The sequence below is a fragment of the Actinomadura rupiterrae genome, from assembly GCF_024172125.1.
Lineage (GTDB): Bacteria > Actinomycetota > Actinomycetes > Streptosporangiales > Streptosporangiaceae > Spirillospora > Spirillospora rupiterrae.
In genome coordinates, this window is the sequence record NZ_JAMZEA010000016.1 from 109275 (window position 1) to 131389 (window position 22115).

18 protein-coding genes are annotated in these 22115 nt (G+C 69.6%); 12 read left to right on the top strand and 6 right to left on the bottom strand.

All coding sequences use genetic code 11. The annotated features are described in order from the left end of the window. The first annotated feature begins 7 nt into the window (after nt 1–7). From FHU30_RS40980 to FHU30_RS41005, 6 genes are all read left to right on the top strand, one after another. Nucleotides 8–1855, top strand: coding sequence for a VirB4 family type IV secretion system protein (locus FHU30_RS40980; RefSeq protein ID WP_253883112.1), 1848 nt, complete (start codon nt 8–10; stop codon nt 1853–1855). Further along, complete coding sequence (locus tag FHU30_RS40985; RefSeq protein WP_253883113.1) at nt 1855–4518, top strand: type IV secretion system DNA-binding domain-containing protein; 2664 nt, start codon at nt 1855–1857, stop codon at nt 4516–4518. Before FHU30_RS40980 ends, FHU30_RS40985 begins: the two co-directional genes overlap by 1 nt. Beyond that, nucleotides 4511–5476 carry a replication-relaxation family protein gene (locus FHU30_RS40990; RefSeq protein WP_253883114.1) on the top strand — a complete coding sequence of 322 codons (966 nt, stop codon included), beginning with the start codon at nt 4511–4513 and terminating at the stop codon, nt 5474–5476. Before FHU30_RS40985 ends, FHU30_RS40990 begins: the two co-directional genes overlap by 8 nt. After that, nucleotides 5476–6510, top strand: coding sequence for a C40 family peptidase (locus FHU30_RS40995; protein ID WP_253883115.1), 1035 nt, complete (start codon nt 5476–5478; stop codon nt 6508–6510). The genes FHU30_RS40990 and FHU30_RS40995 overlap by 1 nt, the downstream gene beginning before the upstream one ends. A gap of 376 nt (nt 6511–6886) precedes the next feature. Next, nucleotides 6887–7396 carry a hypothetical protein gene (locus FHU30_RS41000; RefSeq protein WP_253883116.1) on the top strand — a complete coding sequence of 170 codons (510 nt, stop codon included), beginning with the start codon at nt 6887–6889 and terminating at the stop codon, nt 7394–7396. A 466-nt stretch (nt 7397–7862) separates the two neighbouring features. Then, nucleotides 7863–8279, top strand: coding sequence for a hypothetical protein (locus tag FHU30_RS41005; RefSeq protein ID WP_253883117.1), 417 nt, complete (start codon nt 7863–7865; stop codon nt 8277–8279). A gap of 576 nt (nt 8280–8855) precedes the next feature. Here the strand turns inward: FHU30_RS41005 and FHU30_RS41010 are convergent. The 5 genes from FHU30_RS41010 to FHU30_RS41030 all read right to left on the bottom strand — a co-directional run bounded on the left by FHU30_RS41010 (nt 8856) and on the right by FHU30_RS41030 (nt 17069). Continuing rightward, nucleotides 8856–9464, bottom strand: a complete 609-nt coding sequence (locus FHU30_RS41010) for a hypothetical protein (RefSeq protein WP_253883118.1) — start codon at nt 9462–9464, stop codon at nt 8856–8858. 141 nt (nt 9465–9605) lie between these two features. Further along, nucleotides 9606–10634: a hypothetical protein gene (locus FHU30_RS41015; RefSeq protein WP_253883119.1), complete on the bottom strand. Its 1029-nt coding sequence runs from the start codon at nt 10632–10634 to the stop codon at nt 9606–9608. Between the two features lie 919 nt (nt 10635–11553). Next, nucleotides 11554–13641 (bottom strand): AfsR/SARP family transcriptional regulator, encoded by a 2088-nt coding sequence (locus FHU30_RS41020; RefSeq protein ID WP_253883120.1) that lies wholly within the window; start codon nt 13639–13641, stop codon nt 11554–11556. A gap of 527 nt (nt 13642–14168) precedes the next feature. Beyond that, entirely contained in the window at nt 14169–14654 is a 486-nt protein-coding gene (locus FHU30_RS41025; RefSeq protein WP_253883121.1) for an ATP-binding protein, read from the bottom strand. A 1113-nt stretch (nt 14655–15767) separates the two neighbouring features. Beyond that, nucleotides 15768–17069 (bottom strand): NsdA family TPR-like regulatory protein, encoded by a 1302-nt coding sequence (locus FHU30_RS41030; RefSeq protein ID WP_253883122.1) that lies wholly within the window; start codon nt 17067–17069, stop codon nt 15768–15770. A gap of 138 nt (nt 17070–17207) precedes the next feature. Here FHU30_RS41030 and FHU30_RS41035 point away from each other — a divergent pair, with 138 nt between their 5' ends. Beyond that, nucleotides 17208–17999: a DUF6879 family protein gene (locus tag FHU30_RS41035; protein ID WP_253883123.1), complete on the top strand. Its 792-nt coding sequence runs from the start codon at nt 17208–17210 to the stop codon at nt 17997–17999. Nucleotides 18000–18123: 124 nt separating this feature from the next. Here FHU30_RS41035 and FHU30_RS41040 read toward each other — a convergent pair whose 3' ends face one another. Further along, on the bottom strand, nt 18124–19005 hold the full coding sequence (locus FHU30_RS41040; RefSeq protein ID WP_253883124.1) for a helix-turn-helix domain-containing protein: 882 nt from the start codon (nt 19003–19005) through the stop codon (nt 18124–18126). Between the two features lie 270 nt (nt 19006–19275). Between FHU30_RS41040 and FHU30_RS41045 the strand changes: the two genes are divergently transcribed. From FHU30_RS41045 to FHU30_RS41065, 5 genes are all read left to right on the top strand, one after another. Continuing rightward, nucleotides 19276–19515, top strand: coding sequence for a hypothetical protein (locus FHU30_RS41045; RefSeq protein WP_253883125.1), 240 nt, complete (start codon nt 19276–19278; stop codon nt 19513–19515). A gap of 48 nt (nt 19516–19563) precedes the next feature. Continuing rightward, nucleotides 19564–19956 carry a 6-pyruvoyl trahydropterin synthase family protein gene (locus FHU30_RS41050; RefSeq protein ID WP_253883126.1) on the top strand — a complete coding sequence of 131 codons (393 nt, stop codon included), beginning with the start codon at nt 19564–19566 and terminating at the stop codon, nt 19954–19956. Between the two features lie 150 nt (nt 19957–20106). Next, nucleotides 20107–20787: a 7-carboxy-7-deazaguanine synthase QueE gene (locus FHU30_RS41055; protein ID WP_253883127.1), complete on the top strand. Its 681-nt coding sequence runs from the start codon at nt 20107–20109 to the stop codon at nt 20785–20787. Between the two features lie 46 nt (nt 20788–20833). Then, entirely contained in the window at nt 20834–21277 is a 444-nt protein-coding gene (locus FHU30_RS41060; protein ID WP_253883128.1) for a phosphoribosyltransferase, read from the top strand. Then, on the top strand, nt 21250–22077 hold the full coding sequence (locus tag FHU30_RS41065) for a class I SAM-dependent methyltransferase (protein ID WP_253883129.1): 828 nt from the start codon (nt 21250–21252) through the stop codon (nt 22075–22077). The genes FHU30_RS41060 and FHU30_RS41065 overlap by 28 nt, the downstream gene beginning before the upstream one ends. The last annotated feature ends 38 nt before the right edge of the window (nt 22078–22115 follow it).

The window sequence follows — 22115 nt, forward strand, 5'->3', positions numbered from 1 at the left end:
CGGACGCTTGGGTTCCCTCCCCCTGACCGGAGACGCCACTCACGCTGGCACGGCGCAGGTCACTGACACTGCCGAGGGCGGTTTCGGGCCGTCGGCGCTGCGGGTGCAGGCCCGGATCGTGGAGTTGCCCGGTGGGGTGTGCTCGTCGTTCGCGATCGCCGGATATCCGCGGCAGGTCCAGGCGGGCTGGCTGGAGCCGCTGCTGACCTACCCCGGCCGGGTGGAGGTCGCGCTGCATATCGAACCGGTCCCGCCGCTGATCGCCGCGCAACGGCTGCGCCGCCAGCTCGCCCGCCTGGAGTCCTCCTCCCGCGCGGGTGCGGCGGCCGGGCGACTGGCCGACTTCGGTGTCGAGACCGCCGCCGACGACGCCGCGGAACTGGCCGCGTGCCTGGCCCGCGGGCAGGGGCGGCTGTTTCAGGTCGGGCTATATGTGACCGTCCACGCAAACGACCGGGACGAGCTGGCCGAACACCTCCAGCGGGTGCGGGCGCTGTGCGCCTCGATGCTGCTGGACGCCCAGCCCACCACCTTCCGCGCCCTGCAGGGCTGGACGACGACACTGCCGCTGGGCGCCGACGACATCGGCGTTCGCCGGGCGTTCGACACCGCCGCGCTCGCTGCGGCGTTTCCGTTCTCCTCGCCCGACATCCAGGCCGTCCTCGGTGACACCCCGGTGCTGTACGGGCTGAACGCCCACTCCTGCGGTGTGGTGACCTGGGACCGGTTCGCCGCCGACAACCACAACTCGGTCACCATCGCCCGCTCCGGCGCCGGGAAGTCCTACTTCACCAAACTGGAGGCGCTGCGGCTGCTGTACAGCGGGGTGCAGGTCGCGGTCATCGACCCCGAAGACGAATACCGTCGCCTAGCACGCGCGGTCGGCGGCACCCATCTGGCGCTCGGCGCCGCCGGGGTGCGGCTCAACCCCTTCGACCTGCCCGACACCGGCGAACCCGACACCCTCACCCGCCGCGCCCTGTTCCTTCAGACGCTGGTCGAGACGATCCTCGCCCAGCCGCTGGCTCCCGCCGCGCGGGCCGCGCTGGACCGCGCCGTGATCGCCACCTACGCCGCCGCCGGGATCACCGCCGACCCGCGCACCTGGAGACGCCCCGCGCCGCTGCTGCCCGACCTGGTCGCGCAGCTGTCGGTGGCCGCCGACACCGGCAACACCCATGCCGCCGACCTGGCCACCCACCTGGAACCGTATGCCTCCGGCTCCTACTCCGGTCTGCTGTGCGGCCCGACGACCACCCCACCCGACGGGCATCTCGTGGTGTTCTCGTTGCGGGATCTGCCTGACGAGGTCCGGCCGGTGGCGATGCTGCTCGCCCTGGACGCGATCTGGCGACGCGTCACCGACCCCGGCGACCGGCGCCGCCGCCTGGTCGTGGTCGACGAGGCATGGACGCTCATGCAGACCGACGCGGGCGCACGGTTCCTGTACCGGCTGGCCAAGTCCTCCCGCAAGCACTGGGCCGGGCTGGCGGTCGTCACCCAGGACGCCGCCGACCTGCTGTCTTGCGACCTGGGCAAGGCAGTCATCGCCAACGCCGCCACCCAGATCCTGCTCCGCCAAGCACCCCAGGTCATCGAGCAGGTCGCCGACGCGTTCGACCTCACCGACGGCGAGCAGGCGTTCCTGCTGTCCGCCGAGCAAGGCCAGGGACTTCTGCTCGGGGCCGGCGGCGGCAGCGACCGCGCCGCCTTCTGCGCCATCGCCAGCCCGGCCGAGCACACCCTGGCCACCACAAGCCCCGCTGAACTCGCCCAACTGGAGGCCACAGAGCCACGCGTGACCGCGCACCCCCTGACCACCGCCACACCCGACGATGCTCCGGAGGTGCCGTAATGATCGCCCACACCCACCCGCCCACTCCGTCACCGTCCACGCCCGCCCCGCTCTCGCCGTTGCCGTCGCTGCGTCCGCCGTCGATGCCGCTGCTGCACTGGCTTCAACAACACCTCGGCCTGCTGCCCCGGCTGCCCGGCCTGCTACTTCACGCTTTCGCCGACCTCGGCCCGATCCTCGCGGCCGCCGTCTTCTGCCTGCTGGCGGCCCAGACCGCCGGGCAGGCGGTGGTGTGGCGCTGGCGCTGCAGCCGCCACGCCCGCGGCGCCTACCTGATCGAGGTCGCCGTCCCGCCGCACGTAGCGGCCGAGAGCGCGACCGCATGGTGGCGGCACCTGGCCGGACTGCACACCTCCCCCTACCGGCGGCTGCTGTTCGGACAGCCGCACCTGGGGTTTGAGTACCGCGCCGACACCGACGGCGTGCATTTCCAGATCTGGGTCCCCGGGACCATCCCGCCCGGGACCGTGGAGAAGATCACCCGCGCCGCGTGGCCCGGCGCCACCCTCACCACCCGTCCCGCCGAACCGCTTGTACCGCCGGACGCCATCGCGCGCGGAGGGCGGATCGTGCTGGGCAACCGCGACCACTTCCCCCTCGCCGTCGAACACGACGCCGAGACCGATCCGATCCGCGGACTGCTGGAGGCCATGTCCGGACTCGGCCCGGGCCAACACCTGGCCGTGCAGATCCTGGCCCGTCCCATCACCGGCCGCCGCCTGCGGTGCGCCTACCGCGCAGCCGCGCACCTACGCGGTGCCCGCTCCCGCGCACCGCAAGCAGCCCTGTTCGACCTGGCCACGCCCGGCCAGGACCAGCCGATGCGTTCCTGGGAACTGACGCAGATGTATCCCGAACGCGCCGCCCAGGTACGCGCGATCCTGACCAAAGCCGCTCAGCCCCGCTTCGCCGTCCAGATCACCTACGCCGCCGCCCACATCCCCGCCACGACCGCCGCGACCGGAGACGAGGAGCCCGGCTCCTCATCCACCGCAAGGCCACAGGCGAACCTTCGGGCGCGGCCGGAGTGGATGCGGGGCTGGCTACGGAGCCACGCCCACCAGCTCGCCGCCGCGTTCGCCCAGTACGCCTCGCCGTTCCAGCATCTGCGTCGTCGCCGGCTCTGGCGGCCCGCCTACCACCTGGCCGCCCGCACGCTTCAGCGCGGCATGCTGCTGGGCGCCGACGAGCTGGCCGCACTGGCACACCTGCCGTACGCCGCCGACGCGCCCGGCATCTCCCGCGCCGGTGCCCGCCCCGTCGCACCGTCACCCCGCGTCCCGGGCCGTGTCCGAGCCTCTTCAGGCACATCGATGCGGATCCTGGGTGACGCCGACGCCGGACCAGCGCGCCCGGTCGGGCTCACCGTCGCAGGGGCCCGGCAGCATGTCCATGTGGTCGGGCAGACCGGCGTGGGCAAGTCCACCTTCCTGGCCGGTCAGATCCTCGCCGACGCAAACGCGGGACGCGGTGCGCTGGTCATCGACCCCAAAGGCGACCTGATCGAAGACATCCTGCATCGGCTGCCCGAGCGTGCCATCGGCAAGGCCGTGGTGTTCGACCCTGCCCAGGACGGGCCGCCGCCCTGCCTGAATGTGCTGGCCGGGCCTGACCCGGCGTTCGCCGCCGAGGCGATCGTCACCACCTTCCGTCGCTGCTTCGCCTCCTCCTGGGGGGCGCGCATGGACGACCTGATGCGCGCGGCATGCCTCACCCTGACCCAGGTGAACAAGTCCAAGGCGACCCTGGCCGACCTGCCGCGCCTGCTTGAACAAGACGCGCTGCGGGTGAGTGTCACCGGTCAACTCCAGCCCGGGTTGCTCGACCAGTTCTGGAAGGGCTATGACGAGCTCACGCCCGGTGCCCGCGCGCAACTGATCAGCCCGGTGATGAACAAGCTACGTGCGGTGCTGCTGCGCCCGTTCGTCCGCGCAGCCCTGTCAGGCGCACGCTCCACGGTGGACCTGGCCAAGACCCTCGACCACGGTGGGCTGATCCTGGTCCGCGCCGCCAAGGGGGTGCTCGGGGAGGACGCCGCCCGCCTGCTCGGCTCCCTGGTCCTCGCGCACACCTGGCAGGCCATCACCCCTCGCGCGGCGCTGCCCGAACACGCCCGCCGGGACGCCACCGCCTACATCGACGAGGCCCACAATTTCCTCAACCTGCCCGGCTCGGTCTCCGACATCCTCGCCGAAGCCCGCGCCTACCGCCTCTCCCTGGTGATCGCCCACCAGCACCTATCGCAGTTCCCCAAGGACCTGCGCGAGGCGGTGTCGGCCGACGCCCGCAACAAGGTCTACTTCGCCGTCTCACCCGAAGACGCCCACGCCCTCACCCGGCACACCGCTCCGCTGCTCGGCGAGCATGACCTGATCCATCTGGGCGCCTACCAAGCCGCCGCCCGCATCATGGACGGCTCCGCTCCAGTCGCGACCTTCACCTTCCGCTCGCGTCCGTTGCCCGAGCCGATCCCCGGCCGCGCCGACGCGGTCCGCGCCGCATCCCAAGCCGCCTACAGCCCCCTATCAAGCGACGCCTGCACCTGCCCCGGCCACTGCGACGCCCACCCTCCCCGTCCACACCGGCCCAACCCGGCACGCGACGTCCGCCGAGGCTCCCAAGGACACCTCACCCGCCGCCAGGAGGACCACGACCATGAGTGAACTCCGCGCATCCAAGCCCAATCCGAGCCGTCGCCGCCGCCGTCTCCGCGCCGCCGGTGCGCTGCTGGAACGCCTCACCGAGCGGGACCTGGACATCCTGGAGCACCTGTGGGAGCACCGCGTGTTCACCACCGGGCAACTCGCCGCCCTGCACTTCTCCAGCCTGGTGGTGGCCCGCCGTCGCCTGCTGCGCTTGCACCGGTTCAAGGCGATTCTCCGGCAGCGGCCCGCGCCCGGCACGGGCCCCATCCAGTTCCGCTGGGGCCTGGGTCCCGTCGGGGCCACAGCGCTGGCCGCCCGGCGAGGGGTCACCCTTAAGGAACTCGGCTACCGGGAGGACAAGACCGTCGCCTACTTGCTGTGTCAGACGGTCCCGCACCAACTCGGCGTGAACGAGTTCTTCACCCGCCTGCACGCGCATGCCCAACATCCGGAAGCCCGCGCCGCGCTGGAGCAGTGGTGGTCCGAACATCGCTGCCACCGCGCCTGGGGCCTGCACGCCCGCCCGGACGCCTTCGGCCGATGGAGCGAACATCTACCCGGCCAGCCGCCCTTGGCGGTGGAGTTCTTCCTCGAACACGACACCGGCACCGAACCCTTGAGCAAGGTCATCGCCAAACTCGCCGGCTACAGCGAACTCGCCGAAGCCACCGGCATGCACACCCCCGTCCTGTTCTGGCTGCCCAACCCCGACCGCGAGGCCCATCTACGCCGCCTCCTCGGCACCCCACCAGCACCCGTCGCCACCGCCGTCCGCGCCGCACCCGCCAACTTCAGCACTCCGCATCCCACCGACCTGAGCCACATCGCGCCCGATGGCCCGGCCGGGCCGATCTGGCTGCCCGCCGGAACCACCGGGCCCCGATACCGGCTCGCCGCACTCGCTGACGCCTGGACCACCCACGACCAGCCCGGGGCAACCGGCACCCCACCGATCTCCGGTCCGAGGCGGGACTGATGCCGGTCCTGATCGCGGCCGGGGCCGGGCTCGGCGGCCTGGTCCTGGTCGCCGTCCTCGGCGCCTTCAGCACCACCCTCGGCATGTTCTCCCTCGGCCGGCCCGGCACCGCCGCGTGCCAGAGCACACCCGGCAAAGCCGCCTCCAGCATCCCGCCCGCCTACCTGCATCTGTACGTCCAGGCCGGGACCAAGTACGCAGTGCCGTGGAACGTGCTGGCCGCCGTCGGCAACGCCGAGTCCTCACACGGCCGGGCCGCCGGACCGGGAATCCACTCGGGAACCAACTCGATGGGCGCCGCTGGGCCCATGCAGTTCCTGCTGTCCACATGGGCGAGTTTCGGTGTGGACGGCGACGGAGATGGCCGCAAAGACGTCTACGACCCGGCCGACGCCATCTTCGGCGCCGCCAACTACCTGCGGCACAACGGCGCACCCGCCCAGATGGAGCAGGCCCTTTATGCCTACAACCACGATCGGCAGTACGTGAAGGGCGTCCTTGCCCAAGCCGCCGCCTACAGCCGAGATGCCGCCGTCAGCGCTTGCGCCACGCTCACCGACAGCGTCTCCGGGCGTGCCGGCCTCGCGATCCGGGCGGCGCTGAGGATGCTCGGAACCCCGTACTCCTGGGGCGGCGGCGGACCCAGCGGCCCCAGCCTCGGAACCGGAAGGGGCGCGAACACGATCGGCTTCGACTGCTCCAGCCTGGTCCAGTTCGCCTGGCACCAGGCGGGTATCGACATCCCGCGCACCACCACGGAGCAGTGGGCGCGCCTGTCACACGTTCCACCAGGCCAGCAGGCCCCTGGCGACCTGGTGTTCTTCAACGGAGCCGACGGATCAGCAGGCTCCCCCGGCCACGTCGGGCTCGTCCTGTCACCAGACCAAATGATCGAGGCCCCACACACCGGCGCCACCGTCCGAGTCTCCGCCATCGGCACACGAACCGACCTGGTCGGATACGCCCGCATCAACGGAACAGGTCAGCGATTGATCGACAAATCCCCTGCCAGAGCCGGGCGGTCCACACGATAGTCACCCGCATCTCCAACCGACCCACTTGCGCCGGTTGCCTTCAGCCGCTCCGAACCGGGCCAATCACTTCACCCAAACATCGTCGTTGCCGCGCCCCACACCCCCCGGGCGGAGCGCGGCAACGGCCCCAACTCTAGTGGCTACATAAAGTGATTACTCGTTTACCGAGAGGATGAGTCGGGCGGCATCCCGTCATGGGCGGACGTCCTTGCGAAGACGAGACACGGGATTCCGCGTGGCCGCGGGCAGGCCTTGCCCTTGATCGCCGAGGTGGGGGTGCATGGCGCTCCGGTCCCGACCGGGGCCGGGCAGGCGACAGGCCAGCGGGGCGGGTGATCGTCCCCGCCCCGCACGCAAGCGAAAGGCACAACCCACCATGATCGATCCCGCAGACTCCGCCCGCTCGCCCTTCCAGACCGTCGATCCGGCCCGGTTCGAGGAACTGGTCGATGAGCTGTTCCGGCTGGTCCCAGACCTGGCCATCGCCTCCCTCGGCCACGCTCGCGGCGGGGCCCTGGTCTCGGGGCCGTGCGGCCTGGTGGACGTGCTGCCCTTCCGTGCGGGCCTGACCGAAGAGTCCTACGGCTGGACCGCGCACGCCGACTGGGCGGCGCTGATCCTGTTCCCCTCAATCTCGGCCTTGAATGCGGAAGTGCGCCCGAGCAGCGTGCGCCGGATCATCATGGACTGCATGCGCGCCCGGGTGTACCTGTTCCCCGCCCAGATCTTCACCGATCAGGCCTCCACCACCGACGGCACCTTCCAGCGCATCGACCACCTCGACAACGCCCGCCCCGGCATGCTGTGGATCAACAACTTGCCGGAGGCCGCCGCACGGGGGGACCTCGCCTCTTATCAGGTCGCCTTCCCCAACGCGGCCACCTGAGTAGGCAGCCCCAGCTTCCGGCGCAGGGTGGGACGTCCCGGTGGCCGTCCCACCCTGCTCTGTTGCGGACAGTCGCCCCAAATGCGTGGGGGCTTGCCCTTCGCCTCTCGGTGGTCCCGTCGGTCAGCGTCCTTCGCCAAACTGCGCTGTTGTTCGGACGCGGCGAGGATGGTCGGCGCGTCCCACAGGGTCGGGTCACCCGTCAAGGGCGGGCTTGCCCTTGATCGGGGAGGTGGGGGTGCATGCCGGTCCGGTTCCGTCCTGGGGCCGGGTTTCGTAGGCGCCGGGTCGGCCCGCTGGTTGTTTCGCATATCCAGCTCAGCCGCCCCGCGCCGTCACGATGACAGGGGGATCCTCCGTCATGACCGACACGCCACGCCGTGATCCGGATGCTCCGGCGGCCCAGGCCGCAGCGGCAGACGCCAGGTCCGACACGACCGCTGTGCCCGAGTCCTTGGTGCGGGAGGTGGCTCAGCTGGTCGACCCGCTCGCGCTTGCGTCACTGATCAGCCCCGATTCCGCGGGCGTGACCCTCGACACCCATCACGGACTGCTCGGGGTGCTGCCCTACCGGCCGGGACGATCGCCCAATCAGCGGGCCTGGGACGGCCGCATCGACTGGGCGGCCCTGATCCTCTACCCGCGCACCGCGTCCCCGGTCAGGTTCCCCGTGACCGAGGAACGTCTCGCCCGCGACGCCGCCAATGCCACCGCCTACCTGTTCCCGGCCCGGCTGTTCACCATCCGCGCCTGGCACCTCGGCGGCACCTTCCAGCACATCAACCACCGCCCTCCCAGCCACCCCGGCGTCTTCTGGATCAATCTCGAAGACGCCCCCGCACGCGGCCTCCTGGCCCCTCACCAGGTCGCTTTCTCTACATGACCAGTTGATTGAGTAGGAAAACCCGGATAGCGCTAGGCGGGGCAGGCCAACACCCCGCCTAGCGCTCTTCCTGCTCAGACACGCGCGATCGTCAACTCCTCACCGAGCCCGGCAGCCGAGCCGATCAGCCCACGGCGTCCGCCGGCTACCTGACGCGCCCCATGCCTCCTGTGTTGAGGTGGGGCTTCCCTCGCCGAGAGCGGACCGGGCTCGTCAGGCTCACGGATCGGTGCACGACCACGAACGGGCCCCACGACGGGCCCGCATACCATGCCGGGGCCGTGACGTGCCCATACGCGCCCGATCAGCACCAACCACCCGTGGGGGTACCGTCCGGGCCCGGGCGCGCCTAGCAACGCCTACCGCCGCCGCCCACACCCCGCCGACCGGCGCGGCCACCGGCCCGGCCGACACACGCCCGGGGACGGCCCCGTTCGTCCCTAGCCCGGGGTCGGTCACGATGCCATGCCCCAGCCCGCACGTCCGGTCACGGCCCCTCGGGGGGTGTGGCCGGGGACGGGTCGGCCCCGCCGCGCGCCGTGAGGGCGCGGGACGGGGCCGTTTGGCGGTTGGGGTCTAGTGGGCGCGGCGGGCGGCGCGGCCGGGCGGGATGTCGTCACGGTGCCGCCCGCCCATCACGTCGGACGTGCGGTTGGTGGCATGACGCGGGGCATTAGGGCCGGTGGCGTGGCGGGGGATGTGCCGGGGCGCGGCCGGTTCGGTCGTCCGGTCGTCCGGGCACGGGGTGATGGGGACGGGGGTGGTGGGCGCGTGCTCGGTGGCGGTGAAGTAGAACGCGCGGGTGCCGTCCAGGTGGGCGGTGTTGAACGCGCGGGCGAACCCGTCGGCATGGTCGGGGACCGGGGTGGTAACCAGCGTGGTGAGAGCGATGTCGGCGATTTCGTGCAACGCGTCGCACGGGTCGTACCCACCGGTTTCGATCTCGGCCGTGACGCGGTCCCACCATCCGGCGTACGCGCGGGCCCGCGCCATGCCCGCGACCGCCCCGCACAGGTCACCGTCCGCCCCGCCCACGGTCAGCTGGTGGACCCGGATGTCGGCGGCATCGCGGCGGCTGGTCGCCGTACGGTGCGCGTCGGAGATGAACTCGGCGTAGGCGGCGGCGACCGGATCGGTCGCCGTGCCGGTGGCACGGCGGGTGGGGTTTTCGATGGGGTAGTCCATGGTGATCCTTTCTTGTCGCGGTTGCGGCGCGCGGGCCGCGCGCCGTTTCGTGGGCTGTCGGGATTGCGGGATGCGATCGGGGTTGGGACCGGCCGCCGCCCGTGAGCGCGGGACACGGGCGGCGGCGCGTTCGTCGGGGTATCAGGCGGGCGCGTCGCCGGTGGTCGGGGCGGCGGGCGCGGTGACGGCGGCGCGGTAGCGCATCGGCTTCTCGGACGTCAGTACGGCCTCGCCCTGGCTGGCCATGGTCGACAGGGCGTTCGCAACCGCACCGTTCGACCGGTCCAACACGCGCGCGATCTCGCCGGGGGTGAAGTCGGTGCCGGGGTGGGCGTTCAGGTGCGCGGCCACCGCCGGACGCAACGGGGTAGGCGGCTTGCGGTCACCGGTGCCGACCGGGCCGCCGGTCGGCACCCCGCCGGGGGCGGTACGCGCGCGGCGGGGGCGCGCGTGGCCCGTCGCGACCCCCAGCGCCCCCACCGCGTTGAACACCGGCGCGAGGGCGGCGTTGATCCCGGCCTGGTCCGCGCCGTCCGCCACGGCGGCATACGCCGCCGTGACCGTCGCCAGCAGATCGGCCAACCCCTCACGCGCCGATTCGGCCGCCCGCGCCCGCGCCAGTTCCGCCTCGATCGCCGCCCGCCGCGCGTCCTCCTCGGCCTGAAGCCGTTCGAGCTCGGCCGTGGCGGTGGCGCGCCGGTCGGCCTCGGCCTGCATGATCTGCATCGCGTTCGCGATCGTGTCCGGCGTCAGCACCGGGGCCGGGGGCGGGCCGTCCGGCGTCGGCGCGGGCTCGTCCGGCGTGGCGGACGCGGCGGACGCGGCGTCCCCGGGGGCGGCCGGGGCGGTAGCAGCCGCCATCGGGTCGGGGGACGTGTCGGCCGCCGTGTCGGTGTCCGGGACGGTAGCCGCCCGGGCGGGGGCGGGGCGCCACACGTCCCCCTCACGGATGACGTAATCCGTAGCGAACATGATCTTGATCGCGGTCCGAGTGATCTTCTGGGACACGTCCGCCGCTTTGGCGATCGCGGCGACCGTGCCGCCACCCGTGACAGTCAGCGCGTCCCACACGCGCCGCGTGTCGTCATCCCATCCGACCGGGGCCTCCGGGACGGCGGGGGCGTTGTCGGGGGTGGCGTTCACGGGCGCGGGGATGGTGTTCGCGGACATTCCATGACTCCTTTTCTGCCGTTCCGGCGGCCGCGTCATAAGCCGTCGGAACCGCTACCACTTTTTCGTTCTACATTCATCATCCCTCGATTGCCGCCATTCCACACTGCGAACACGCGGCAAATAGTGTCACCGAAACGGCTGGACCAACTTCCCCGACCATCGCCCGCTAACAAAAATCTACCGGCGCCATCGCCACAAAGCTTGACAGCCGCATCTGAAAGCCGGAGCTTCGTCGTCACCGCAGAGCTCAACGCGCAAGGCTGAACTCAACGCAACCATCACCCTTCATCGGCCCTCCAGCACGCGACCGCTCTCGGCGACCGCTGAGGGCACTCCTCCGCACTCCTCGCCTGCCATCATCGAGGAAAACCGCCATTAAGTTCGTATCGCGAGAGGTGAAGTAGAGCAGTCGCGAAGACAGGAGGCACACCTTGTGGCCGACACCCGGGTCTCCGCAGGCACCTACCAGTGGTCGTCTATGAGGACGAGTCGGGGCGCCTTAAGGCCGCCCATATGAGCTCTGACCTGCACCTTCTATACCCCGTAGGGGTTGCCGTCGGGGCGAGCCACTCAGACACCACCCGTACGCCACCCGTACGCCACTCATGGTTTCGATACCCCCTGTGCGGCTTTATCCCGAGATGCGTATCGGCAGCAGAGAGGGAGAAGGCGCCATGCCTCCCGACAAGAAAGGGAGGTCACTACAAGCTCGCGCTCTCGACAAGAAATACCGAGGTGGCGACGACGCCACAATTTTCCCGCCGATATCTAGGTAGGGAAAGTGAGGCCAGCCTGGGCCAGACTACAAGGGAAGTACCGCAGAGACTTTCTTTTGATTCAGAGCGGCGATACGCGCAATCTATCGGGCGACGAAGGGGCTGGAGCGGCTTGTGTCACCGCTCCAGCCCGTCGAGCATTATTTCTCGTTGGTGAGCCGTCGATAGAGTTGTGTTGTCTGAGCATCCGGCTTTTGACCGACAGCACCGAGCTCGCGGGTAAGCTCCTGGTAGGAGTGTTCGATTGCCCATCGGCGGCGCAGCATGGCGTAGTACCGCATTCGCTGTCGGTGGAGATGTTCTGCGAGAGGATCGATATCGCAGGCACGTTCCAGGTGGGCGACGGCACGTTCAGCGCTGTCCTCCAGCTCGGCGAGCTGGTTCAAGGCGTGCACGACGGTTTGAGCCAGGACGCGAGCGGTGGTGACGACCCATGGATAGTCGCTGTGTCCCGGCATGTAGCGGCCGGCGAAGTGCGCGACCACGGCCGAGAGCGCAGCCTTCTTGGCGGGGCCGGCGAGGGCAGCGGCTTTCGCCGCCTGATCCCGCAGGCACCACACGTCGCACGTGAACAACTCTGCGTTGAGCTGGTACCCGTTGCCGGACACGTTCCGGATCACCATGCGGCCCTGGGCCGACGGATATCCCAGTGCCTCACACAAGCGTGCTCGCGTGTCACGCAGCAGAGAGTTCAACTTGGCGTCACTGACACGAGCCCCGTTCCAGAGCTTGTCTTCGATCACCGGCCGGGTCAGGAGCTGCTCACGGTGTTCTGCGAGCAATGCCAGCAAGCCCCAGGCGTCCGGCTTCCGGAAGCTCACCTCTCCACCTGGACCATCCAGACGACACTGACCCATCAGGCGTACCGTGCCGGGCACCGCGCCACCTTCGGACGGCGGCGGGCAGTTGACGGCTTCCTGCGCGTCCCGCGGCGGATTGAGCGCGACGATCTGGTCACGCGCCTCAGCCTGCGTCACCTGCTTCAGGCGGGTACCGACCAGGTCAGCGATGCCCGAGCTGCCGCCGTTCAACGCGAGACCGTGTGCGTCCAGGTTCACCGTGGTTCCGTGAGGCCAGTCGCCCACCACTAGCGCACCGATCCCCAGGTCACCTCCGAGGCGCAGCTCGGCGTTGAGGAGCTCAGCCAGTGCACCGGGACTGAGGACCAACACCATGCCGCCCCCACCCGGCCCCTCCGACCCGGACGCCTCGCTCAGGCCGAGCCCGACATCTTCCCTGTGGCGGGTACGATCCACGATCTCGGCGCCTAGCAGCTCCAGAGCTTCGTCAGTGGTTTCGCAGACGGTGACGCCGTGCAGGCCGTCGGCGCCTGCAGTGCCGTCGCGCCCGATCAGCATCAGCAGATCCGCTCGGGTGGTCACCACCTCCAATTCGCCGCGGTGAGCGGCCTCCAGCAAGGTCATCAGGACGCCGCGCTCTGCATCGGCGGCCCCCGGCCCGAGCAAGCGCAGTCCGCCGGCCGCAGCCAAGTCCAGACTGATCGACTGTCCGTCCCGTTCGCCCAGCGGGACCGCCAGCAGCGGACCTGCCTTGACGTCGGACTCGTTAGGGGCGGGCTGCTCCTGCGCCGGACTATCGGCGGCCGTGGGCGCCGAGCGCGCGCACGCGCGGCGGCGCAGCACCGGTCCCCGTCCGGAGGCGAAGGAGGTCATCGGGCGAGCCAGCCCCCAGGCCAGCAACATCCCGGCGATGCTCGCCCCGCCAACCAGTCCGGCGTTAGGCAGCGCGGAAGTGACTCCTGTTGTGATCGCCTCCAGCGGCCCGCCCCTCCTTGCCCGCCTCGACGACACCCGTGAACGCTTCTCGCTACGTGCATCGCTCCCCGGAGCCACCGCGGTGGGCGTTGCCCGTGCGGGAGGACGGGAGGTGGGTTGCGGTGAATCAAGGTCGTTCGGTATCACGCCTTTCAAGCCGAGCAGGATGTTCTTCTCGGGCACTAGCGGACCACCGGCCTTCCAAGGCTGGGGCGGCCTGTGCTGTTTCACGTCGTGGATGATCTGCTCGCGGGTGTCATGCACGATCTTGTCGACGGTCTTGTTCACCGGGCGAGTCGCATGCCTGACCGGCGCAGCCCGCCGGACATGGGCCGCCTGTCCCCCACGCACGGAACTGCTCAACGCACGGCCCAGGTTGGGCTCGCGTCCGCTCACCGCGCTCTTGCTGATCTCGGCCGAGAGACTGCGGCACAGCTTGTCCTGCTGGAACATCTTCGCCGCCGCACCCTTCAGATGCGCGCACTCCGGGCGCAAGGCGCCCCCAGCATGCGCGGCGCCTCCTCCAAGCAGAACCGACCCGGCAACGATCCCCCCGAGGATCAGCCTCCAGACTGCCCGCGCCACCCCTCGCCCCACCCTGCCGCTTCGTTCTATTTCCGTTGCCACCGTCCTCGTCCTTCATGTCCCCGTGTGTATCTGCCATGAGCGAACAACAATCCACGGTGAAACAGACCTGTGCCTTGCTTCATCGGAATCGATGCCGTGCACTCCCGTCCAGAGTGGTACAACCGCTGTCGATCACCAATAGGAGCATCGTGAAAGTCTCACGCCGGACCTTAAAAGGACGGCAAGAGAACGGGTCGAAGTCGGAACGGACCGCATGTTTACGGACCTGCAAGCCTGTAGACACAGAAGTCCCCGCCCATTACGCCCGCATCAGCGGAATGAGCGGGGTTCCTCGTTCTGTTCCTCTACCCTGGTCCAGGGGACCAGCCTGGTAAGGTCAGGCTGGTCCCTCCCTAGGACGCCAGCGGAACACAGAGCCCGGGTGGGGTCTCCAGGACGGTGTGACGGTCGAGGTCGGCCCAAACGGTGTGCCCGAGGTCGGGACTGCCGTGAATGCCCAGCGCGAGCGAGAGCTGCGACACGGCGTACAGGCCGCGCCCGTTCTCACGGCTCTCGTCGACCGGCTGGACGGCGGGGATGCCGCCGCCGCCCATGTCAGTGATGCCGACGTAGACCGGGTCGCCGTAGCCCAGCTCCACCCCGAACCAGCCGCCCGCTCCGGCCGAGCGCGTGTGCCGCAGGGTGTTGGCGGCCAGTTCCCCGACGACGAACTCGACCACGTCGGCGCAGTCTTCCCCGGCGAACATCATCCGCGCGAAGCGACGCGCGGCCGAGACCTGCTCCGGGTCGCCGGAAAAGGTCCGCCTCCAGCGCATCGGGTCGGGGCCGTGCAGCCATTCGGCCGCCGTGCTGTACCTCCACATGGTTGACGTGCCCATCTGCCATGCCCTCCTTCGCTGATGCCGCCCGTGGCCGTGGTCGGCCGATGGGGACGCGGGCGGCCGGGGCATGATTACCGCAGCGCTCGCTAACCAAGGTCAAGGCGCAATTGTCAGCCGCTCCACCTGGCACGCGAGGCATCGCGAGCTGAATGCCTCTTCCCCGGTTACTCTCACCGCGAGGTCTTTCTTGGGTAGGCCGAGCGCTGGACGATGGCCTGGACGCTGCATGCCTGCCAGCGGCCGCCACCGCGCGCGGCATGGGAATGATCCGCTCGTTTTAGGGGCTCGTCACGATTGAGGGTGTGGTCGCGGTCTGGAGCTGCCCTCTCCTTCCGCGCTACTGGCCCGGGTGCCTGCCTCAGCGTCGGCGACGCGGAGGCCGTCGATCATGAAAGCCGCGAAACGGCGTACTGCTGTTCCGCGTGGAGAAGGGGGGCTCTTCCGGGGGCGGGCTTCCATGAGCACGCGAGTCTGCTCGATCTTGCTAACCGCTTTGGTGTTCTGTCGGTCGTGGGCGTAAGCGTGTGCGAGGGCACTATCGGGCCAGTCGCGACGGTCCCGGGCCGCAAGTGTCTCAGCGCGTCCTCGCAAGAAAGCACGGCATCGACCGTCGTCGCGTCACACAAATCATCACCGCCGCTCTCCCGCCCTGAACCGTTCCGGCGTGCGCTTGGATCTTGGCACGGGTGCGGTTGACGGTTGCTGGCTGGCTTTTGCCGAGAACGGGCAGCAGAGCATCACCGGGATAGTGGACGTCGCATGGGGCGGTTGTTCAGGTTTATCGAGCGCGATGGTCAGGGGCTGCTTGGGGCCTGGACGCGATGTAGCGGCGTTGGGCTTGTGCGGCTGCTTGTACGCACTTTTCAGGGTCGAGTCCGAGGTCTGCGGCCCATCGGGTGCCCGACAGGATCAGGTTTCCGAGTTCTCGTTCGAGGGTCGTGCGGTCTGCGGCGCCTTCGAGTTCGTCTCTGCTGATCCGGGCGATGTCGCCGGTGACGGTGCATGCGGCGACGGCAACGTGAGGCAGGTCCATGGGTGGCTGGTCACGCCAGATGTCCCGCGCGAGCGCTAGGAGTTCCGACAGGCGTGGGTCGTTCGGGCCCGGGTCGGTCATGTTCGCTGCTGTCCCTTGTTGATGAGCTCGATCAGGTCGGCCACGTCCGGGTGCCGGCCGTGGGGCCGCAACTTACCTGAGACGGCGCGGAGGCGGTCGGCGACCAGCCGTGAGGCTCCATCGTGGCCGAGTCGCCACGCGAGGTGGACCGCCTCCACTGCCGGGGGCAGTTCGTGGGCGGCGAGAAAACTTTCCGCCAGAGACAGCCGGTCGAGGATGGCGTTGCGGGACCAACTGCCGCCGCGCAAATGGAGAGCTCGGGTGAGCCGGTCGATCGCTTCGGGCGCGTGGCGGGGCTGGGTTTCGGCCAGGGCGGTGAGGGCCGCGCCGGTCAGGCTGAACAGCTCCGATTCGTGAACGTGGCGAGATTGCCAGGCGGCGGCTTCGTGCTGGGGCACTGCGGCGAACGTGGCCTCGGCTTCGCCGACCAGGCGGTGCACGTTGGCGTGGTCGCCTTGCATCGCGTGGGCCCAGGCGGCCAGTGCCGCCTGGTTGCTGAGTTGCCGGGTGGTGAAGGTGCCTATCTGGGTGGCGGCCTGAAGATGGGTGAGGATCATCTCCGGTTGGCGGCGCTCCACCTGGTGGCCTGCCATCCGGACGACCAGGTGCCCGGCGAGTTCATAGTCTTCGGCGGCTTTGGCAGCTTGGACGCCGAGCACGTAATGCTGATCGGCGAGGGTGCTGTATCCGAGGTCACGGCAGGTATAGGCGGCCACACCGGAGATGTCAGCGATCACGGCGAGCAACGCCCGGCGGGTCTGGTCGGTGTTGGCCTGGGACAGCGGGGCGTTGCCGCGGGTCAGGAGCCGGGCAATCCCCCGCTGGACGTCGGGTGCCGCACCATGCTCATACAGCCAGTCGCGATGCAGGTCGGTGAGCCGATGCAGATCGGCGAGAATCTCAGGGGTCGGACGTTCCTGGTCGAACAGACCGCTCGGGGCGGGCACGGGCAGGCCGACGAGCGCGGCGCTCGTGGCGACCGCGCTGCTCAGCAGGACCTCGCGACGGTTCGTTTCGTCACTCTCCTCAGATCCGGGCGGCGACGCGCCAGGCCGGGCCTCGATGAGACCGAGATCGATCTCGGCCCGACCGGTGAGGGAGGTCAGTCCGCGGCGGTAACCGACGCCGGGGCGGGTTTCGCCGCGTTCCCACATCCCGACCAGGTTTCCCGTGGGAGCAACGTTGAGGCCCAGGTGGGTGCGCATGTGGGTGCCGAGTCGGTCGGCGAACGCGTCCTGAGACAGCCGTAGCGCGTGGCGGGCGGCCCTGAGTTGGTGGTTCGCCGGGTAGCGGCCCATGCCTCATGGTCTACCCCGGCACATGCCCTGGCCCGGGGTTTGGGTCAGTTCTTGGGTCATGCGCTGTGTTGCCCTTGCGGCCGGGGTGGGTGAGGGTCGAGTCGGCAGCAGCAAAGTCGTCCGGGAGGAGCACGCGGCATGGTGGATTTCGTGGGAGGTGACCCCAATTCGTCGCAGTTGGAGTGCCCGGCGGTGTGGAGAGACCCGGAGACGGAAGGGTTCTTTCTGCAGGGCAAGCTCGTCACTGACCCGGCGGTCCTGGCCCGGCTGGCGCAGGACGTGCCGCGCGGGATCGACGAGGCGGTGGTGTGGCAGCCCGACCGGCTCGGCCCGGCGTTGCTGGAGGCCGCGGCCGACACCTACGACAAGGGCCGCACCGGACATGGGAAGAAGGACCTGGAGACGCTGATCCGGGAAGCGCGGCATTCGGTCGTGCATCTGGAGCAGCGCGACGAGTACACCGCCGAGCCGGAGTATCGGCGATGGCTGGAGGCAGGCAAGCGCGCCGACCACGGCGCCATGGCCGCCTACATGGCACCGTGGAAGGAGTTCGTCGGCGAGGTCACCGCCAAGGGCGTGGTGATGCGCCGTGCCCGGATCGTGTCCGAGCCGCTCAGCGACTACATCGAGTGGGAGCATGCGCTGACCGAGTTCAACGTGGAGGCCGGTGAGCAGGTCCGCTGGCTGTCGCGGCGCGACGCCTACGACCTGCTGACGCCGACAGCCGACTTCTACGTGATCGACTCGCAGCTCGTGGCGTTCAACTTCAACGCCGGAGACGGCACCAGCCTCCGCGAGTACGAGTACGTGTCGGACCCGGTACGGGTCGGGCCGGTGGTCGCGTCGTTCGAGCAGGTGTGGAACCGCGCCGTCGACCACGCCGAGTACAAGCCCACCCGCACCGACCTGCCCTCCCAGGACGCAACCTAGTCCCAGGACGCGCCACAGGCCCACACTGACTGTGATGTTGTCGCGTGGGATCAGAACCCACGCGACGACGTCACGGCCACTCACGCGGGGAACCTGCCTCGGTCCGCGGTTCGGGGTTGGGTGATCAGTGGTCATATTCGTCGAGGCCGGCCAGGGCGGCATGGATCAGCGCGACGGCATGGTCACCGACCTTGGCGAGCGCGGTGAACCGCTCCCACGCCCGAAGGTAGGAGGCCACCTCTTCGCGCCTGGTCACCGTCAGGTTCCCGCTGACCAGTTCGACGGTGACGAGGTGGTCGCCGGTGATCAGGAACGACTCGTCCGGCCATACTCCGAACCCGGCCACGGTGCGCTCGACAGCCCAGGGGATGATGCCGAGACTCACCGATGGCATGCCGACCACCTGAAGCAGATGATCGAGTTGTTCGCGATGCACCTCGCGAGGGCAGGTGCGGTGCCACAGCGCCTCCTGCTCCAGGACGAACACGAACCGGGAAGGGCCGTGCAGGACGTGCTTGCGGGCCATACGCGCGTCCACCGCCGCCGCGACGTCGTCCAGCTCCATCTGGAACTCATGCCTGATCGACCTCAACGCCCACTCGCAGTACGCAGGGGTCTGTAGAAGGCCGGGAATGCCCTTGGAGGCATAGAACCGCATCCACCGGGCGTCGGCGTACAGGTCGCGGGTCTCCTCCTGCAGTCGACGCAGGCCCCCGCGTGCGAGCTGCTGGTTGGTCACCCACATCCGCGCGACGTGGGCCTGCTCGGCCAGCAGCTCTTCGGTGGTGTGAGCAGAGGCGCCGGTGATCCGGCACCACAGCCGCACATGGTCGGCAGTGATGGTGCGTTGCCCTCGCTCGATCAGGCTGACCTGGGTGGAGTTGCTCCACCCGGCCAGCGCGGCGAACCGGACGCCGCTGATCTGCGCGCTGGTGCGCAGGTCACGGAGCCGGTCGGCGAAGCGCTGCCGCGCGGCCTGCGCGGACGATGACGGTGAAGCAGGCATGCTGATGCTGATCCTGACGTATGAGACAGAGATCCACGCGAGGGTTCTACAGGCTTTTACACCCCGGCGCGTGGCGAGGTGTAAAAGCCTGTATAAGCCGTAGCCGTGCTGGTCATCCCGGCGTCACTGTCGAGAGGCATCAAGCCCACTCGTGATCTGGGAGGCAACCGGTGGCCTTCGACACCCCCCCGCTCCACTTTCGCTCCCGACCTGGCCGAGGCCGTCAGAGCCCCCGACCGTGGGAGCCCTGCGATCGGCCACAGTCCGGCGTTGGAGATCCTCGCCGAGGAGCTGCGCCGAAGCGACTGCCTGACGACCAGGATCATCACGCCGTGCGACCAGCCGCCTTTCCTGCGCGTGGTGCACCTGGACGCCGGTCAACTGGCCGAAGACGTCCGGACCGATGGGGCGAACTACCTGTGGTCCTGGGGCGAGCCCATCGCGCCCCTCAATGCTCCGGACTTTGCTGCGGCCGAGGTGGCCCGGGTCCTCACCCCGCAAGGGAGGTGACCTGGACCTGCGCATCCGGTTGTGCCGCCGACAGGTCTGGAGACCGTGATGTTCGAGATCACCAAGCAGTTCCACTTCGAGGCCGGCCATTGGCTCAACGGGCTGCCAGAAGGACATAAGTGCGGGCGTTACCACGGCCACTCCTACCGGGTCCGCATCACGCTCGCCTCACCCGAGTTGGACGCCACCGGCTTTGTCGCCGACTTCGGTGACCTTGCCCCGGTGAACGCGCTGCTGAAGGCCAGGCTGGACCATCAGACGCTCAACGACCTCCTGGACCAGCCGTCCAGCGAACTCCTCGCCCAATGGATCTTCCAGCAGTGCCAGAAGGTGCTGCCGCCCGCCGTCGCCGGGCTGGTCACCCAGGTGGCAGTGAGCGAGACCGCTACCAGCTGGGCGCTCTACCGCGAGCATCCCTCTGAGCCTGACGGGAGCGTGTGATGAGATACCTCCGGTGCCCCGGCGCCCCCTCCCCCGCCGACGGCACCGCAGACCTCGCTGCCGGCTCTCCCCTGCCTCGACCCGCCAGCGGTACCGACGCCGCGCGCGTCGAGCCCGACCGCGCGTTCGGGATGGCCGCACGATCCAGACGTGCTGCTGGTGTCGGAGATCTTCGGCCCTACCGTGCAGGGTGAAGGCGCTTCGCTGGGCCAGTGCGCGGTATTCGTGCGGCTGGGTTTGTGCAACCTGACCTGCGCCTGGTGCGACACCCCCTTCACGTGGGACCGTGCCCGCTTCGACCTGCGGCAACAACTCACCGGGGTTTCCCGTGAGGAGATCTGGGAGCGGATCCGGGCGGTCCCGGCGCCTCTGGTGGTGATCACCGGTGGGGAGCCACTGATCCAGCAGCGACGGCTGACGTGGCTGATCGACCGCTGCTGCGCCGCCGGGCGCCTGGTGGAGATCGAGACCAACGGGACGCTCGTCCCGAGTCGGCCGCTGCAGCAGTGCCGCGTGCAGTTCAACGTCTCGGTGAAACTCGCCAATTCCGGTGTCCCGGCCGCGCGCCGCATCCGCCCCGAGGCGATTCGCGCACTGGCCAAGGCACGGACCCGGTGGAAGTTCATCGTCACCGGCATCGCGGACCTTGAGGAGATCGCCGAGCTTCAGAACCGGTTCGGGCTGTCGCCGATCTGGGTGATGCCCGAGGGCTCCGACGCCGCCACCAGCCTGCGGCTGCTGCAGGAGCTGGCGGACCCGGTGCTGGCCCGCGGATGGAACCTCACGCCTCGCCTGCATGTCCTGCTGTGGGGTGATGAACGTGGGAGGTGACCTCCGCACGGTGCACCCGTTGTCGTGGGGAGACATCGAGCAGCACGTGGCGTCGGTGACGGCAGCCATCACCCGCGACGGCCCACCAGAGGCGATCGTCGCGATTGCCCGCGGTGGGCTGATCCCGGCCGTGTTGCTCGCCCACCGGCTCGGCTGCCGAGACCTGCGCACCCTCAACATCACCCACACCACCACCGACGCCGTCCACGCAGACAAGACCAGGCGGCCGGTCCTCACCGGCGCCGTGGCCGTGGACGGACTTGCCGGACGGGACGTGCTGCTGGTCGACGACATCGCCGGGTCGGGAGACACGCTCGCCCACGCCCGTCACCTGCTCGACCATGCCGCCGGCGTTCGTCGTCTCCGCACGATCGTGCTGGTCGTCAACACCGCCAACTGGACGCAACGCCATCAGGCCCCGACCTATGTCGGGCACCGCGTCGAAGGATGGGTGATCTTCCCATGGGAACAAGCAGCGACCTGTACGTGACCCGGCCGGGTACGCCGATGATCGGCCCCTACAGCACGAACCAGATGGACGACTTCTACGCTGCGGTCGCCCGCGGTGAGGTCAAGGCATCGGGGGTCATGAACCTGATGCAGCACCTGATCGTCGCCGAGCGGTGCCCTCCCGGCGCGCGGGTGCTGGACGTGTGCTGCGGGCGCGGCCTGGCGCTGCCGCTGCTCTACCGCTACGCGCCCACCATCGCTGGGTATTGCGGGCTGGACATCAGCGCCGCCAACCTCGCCGAGGCCCAGGCACAGGTCGCTGCCCTGCGCAAGTTGTACGGCGCGCCGTTCCCGGTGGACCTGGTGGAGTGCGACGTGGCGCAGCACTGGCCTCACCTGCCGGGCCCGGTGGGCGGGTTCGAGGTCGCGCTGTACACCTCCGCGCTGGAGCACCTGCCGTTCGAGCTCGGCGCGCAGAGCCTGCGCAACACCGCGGCGGCGCTGGCCCGGGGCGGAATTCTGTGGCTGTCCACACCCGCCGCCGTCGGCCCTCCGCCCCGTCCGCTGCAGTACGGCGTGCACGTCTACGAATGGTCGCGGAAGGAGGTCGAGAGCGTTGTCGGTAGCGCGGGTTTGGTCATCGAGGACGTGATGGGTCTGCTGCCACCCGCCCCCGACGCGGTGGCTGATGCGCTCACCAGCCGGTACGGAGAAGCCGCCGCCAGTTGGTACCGCGACCTGGCCGAGCGCGTTCCGGCGGCGTTGCTGGACACCGCCTCCGCCGTTATGGCGCCGGAGGTCGCGACCGAACTGCTCTTCCTGTGTAGGAGGCCCTCATGACCGCCGCACCCGCAATGCCGGTCGGCGGGCCGTGTAGC

What these genes read in the sequence shown, in the direction of transcription:
- FHU30_RS40985 (WP_253883113.1), top strand. Translation starts at nt 1,855, where the DNA reads ATGATCGCCCACACCCACCCGCCCACTCCGTCACCGTCCACGCCCGCC.
- FHU30_RS40990 (WP_253883114.1), top strand. Translation starts at nt 4,511, where the DNA reads ATGAGTGAACTCCGCGCATCCAAGCCCAATCCGAGCCGTCGCCGCCGC.
- FHU30_RS40995 (WP_253883115.1), top strand. Translation starts at nt 5,476, where the DNA reads ATGCCGGTCCTGATCGCGGCCGGGGCCGGGCTCGGCGGCCTGGTCCTG.
- FHU30_RS41000 (WP_253883116.1), top strand. Translation starts at nt 6,887, where the DNA reads ATGATCGATCCCGCAGACTCCGCCCGCTCGCCCTTCCAGACCGTCGAT.
- FHU30_RS41010 (WP_253883118.1), bottom strand. Translation starts at nt 9,464, where the DNA reads ATGGACTACCCCATCGAAAACCCCACCCGCCGTGCCACCGGCACGGCG.
- FHU30_RS41015 (WP_253883119.1), bottom strand. Translation starts at nt 10,634, where the DNA reads ATGTCCGCGAACACCATCCCCGCGCCCGTGAACGCCACCCCCGACAAC.
- FHU30_RS41020 (WP_253883120.1), bottom strand. Translation starts at nt 13,641, where the DNA reads ATGTTCCAGCAGGACAAGCTGTGCCGCAGTCTCTCGGCCGAGATCAGC.
- FHU30_RS41025 (WP_253883121.1), bottom strand. Translation starts at nt 14,654, where the DNA reads ATGGGCACGTCAACCATGTGGAGGTACAGCACGGCGGCCGAATGGCTG.
- FHU30_RS41030 (WP_253883122.1), bottom strand. Translation starts at nt 17,069, where the DNA reads ATGGGCCGCTACCCGGCGAACCACCAACTCAGGGCCGCCCGCCACGCG.
- FHU30_RS41035 (WP_253883123.1), top strand. Translation starts at nt 17,208, where the DNA reads ATGGTGGATTTCGTGGGAGGTGACCCCAATTCGTCGCAGTTGGAGTGC.
- FHU30_RS41040 (WP_253883124.1), bottom strand. Translation starts at nt 19,005, where the DNA reads ATGCCTGCTTCACCGTCATCGTCCGCGCAGGCCGCGCGGCAGCGCTTC.
- FHU30_RS41050 (WP_253883126.1), top strand. Translation starts at nt 19,564, where the DNA reads ATGTTCGAGATCACCAAGCAGTTCCACTTCGAGGCCGGCCATTGGCTC.
- FHU30_RS41065 (WP_253883129.1), top strand. Translation starts at nt 21,250, where the DNA reads ATGGGAACAAGCAGCGACCTGTACGTGACCCGGCCGGGTACGCCGATG.